Origin of the sequence: Mesorhizobium sp. M2A.F.Ca.ET.037.01.1.1, assembly GCF_003998075.1 — a bacterium.
Taxonomy (GTDB): domain Bacteria; phylum Pseudomonadota; class Alphaproteobacteria; order Rhizobiales; family Rhizobiaceae; genus Mesorhizobium.
In genome coordinates this window covers 1-1913 of sequence record NZ_RZSA01001140.1, presented here as the reverse complement: position 1 = coordinate 1913, position 1913 = coordinate 1, and the positions used below count along the sequence as shown (strand labels likewise).

General features: G+C 63.9%; 1 protein-coding gene and 1 pseudogene. Both read right to left on the bottom strand.

Annotated features, from left to right (window positions below; genetic code table 11):
• Positions 1–113 precede the first annotated feature (113 nt).
• Positions 114–1481 (bottom strand): aspartate aminotransferase family protein, encoded by a 1368-nt coding sequence (locus EOA27_RS34365; RefSeq protein WP_126082515.1) that lies wholly within the window; start codon positions 1479–1481, stop codon positions 114–116.
• Positions 1478–1913, bottom strand: a pseudogene (locus tag EOA27_RS34360) (hypothetical protein); the annotation flags it as partial. The pseudogene EOA27_RS34360 and the gene EOA27_RS34365, both read right to left, overlap by 4 nt.

The following is a 1913-nucleotide window of genomic DNA, read 5'->3' as shown; positions in this document are numbered from 1 at the left end:
CGCCAGTACGGGATGGTGATCGAGCCGAAACGAGCCGTTGTAGCGCACCTTGCTTCCGAGCAGGCAGGCCGAGACAAGCACTCTCTCCATATCGGCTCTCCCTTGGCGAGGGCTCAGTGATTGACCGGCAGGTCAAGTTCGGCGGCAAGTGCCTCCAGCGTGTCGCCAAGCACCGCGATGATCTCGCCGATCTGTTCGCGGGTTGTGATCAAAGGCGGGCAGACCATGAAATTATCACTCACCGGCCCGCCGCGCACGCGCCGCGAGTAGATGATGAGTCCACGCTCGAAGGCCAGATCGATGAGCCGCAAATTGGCGTTGAGATTCTGTGGCAACGGCGTCCTGGCCAAGGGGTCGGCGTAGAGCTCCGCACCCATGAACAGGCCCTTGCCTCGCACGTCGGCAATGAAAGGAAAGCGACCCGACAGCGCTTCGAGTTCGCCCCTCAGCACTTCGCCCATGACGGCGGAATTCTCGACCAAGCCAAGGCGGTCGACTTCGCCGAGAACGGCAACGCCGGCCGCGCAGGCGACAGGGTTACCGCCATAGGTATGGCCATGCAGGAAGCCGCCTGCCGCAACGACCGGCCCGACGATCCTCTCCGTCGCGGCAAGTGCCCCCAAGGGCGCGTAGCCGGAGCTCAGCCCTTTCGACAGCGCGACGATATCCGGCCGGCAGCTCCAATGGTCGCCGCCCAGGAACTTGCCGGTGCGCCCGATGCCGGTCATGACCTCGTCATGGATCAGCAGGATGCCGTAGCGGTCGCAGATTTCGCGGATCCGGGCAAAATAGCTTGCGGGTGGGACCAGTGCCGCGGTCGCCGCGCCGCCAATCGGCTCCATGATGAAGGCAAGCACGCTTTCGGGGCCTTGTTCCAGGATCTTTTCCTCAAGCATGTCGGCGTAGCGGACGCCGCGCTCTTCCAGCGACAGATTATCTTGGTCGCGATGGACAAACGGGGCCGGCACCAGCGGCATCGGCTGTCCGAGCGGGTCGAATGTCTTGGTCAGGACATCGTCGCCGGTGACGGCAAGCGTGCCAAGCGTGATGCCGTGATAGGAGGGCATGCGACCGATGATTTTCCAGCGCTTGTCCTGGCCTGTCGCGACAGCCCATTGGCGCGCGAGCTTGAGGCAGGCCTCGACCGCCTCGGAACCGCCGGAAACGAGATAAATGCGCTCGAGCCCGTTCGGAAGCCGCTCGGCCAACTCCCGCGCCAGCGCGACGGCCTGTTTGTTCTCGAATTGGAAGATGTAGGCGAAGCTGACGCGGTCAAGCTGCCGCTTCATCGCATCGATGACGTTGCGATTGCCGTGACCGACATTGACGTTGACCGCGCCGCTCGATCCATCGATGTAGCGGCGGCCGCTCTTGTCCCACAGATAGATGCCATCGGCGCGATCCACCATCGGCTGGGGCCGTCGCGTGAAGTGGAAGAGGTTCGGCCGGCTGACGGTTTCGATCGACTGCGCAGTGCTCATTCGCCCCTCTCGTCTCGGCCAAGATAGCGGTCGAGAACATTCTTGGTCACGCGTTCGACCATCGCGTCCTGCCTTAGCAGGCCGGCGACCCATTCGCAGCTTCCGGCATGGAACACCTCGCCCTTGCCGCGCGGGAAATTGACGATCATGCCGTTGCCGCGCTTCACCTTGTCGAGATTGGCGTCGCTCGCCTCGCCGAAAAGCGTCTCGGCGGTGAAGCGGCCATCCTCGTCGGTGAGGAACTGGTCCTCGATCGGGATGTCGGCGCTTTCCTCGACCTGGCTCGCCATGCCGACCGCCAGCACCTGCAGGCCGTCGGGCGCGCCGCTATCCGCGGTCGGGTAGGGCAGGCCGCAGCGGATCTCGAAATCGAGGCCGTCGACCTCATAGCCATAGACATGGCTGTCGGCGCCGAGCAGGTCGCCATAATAG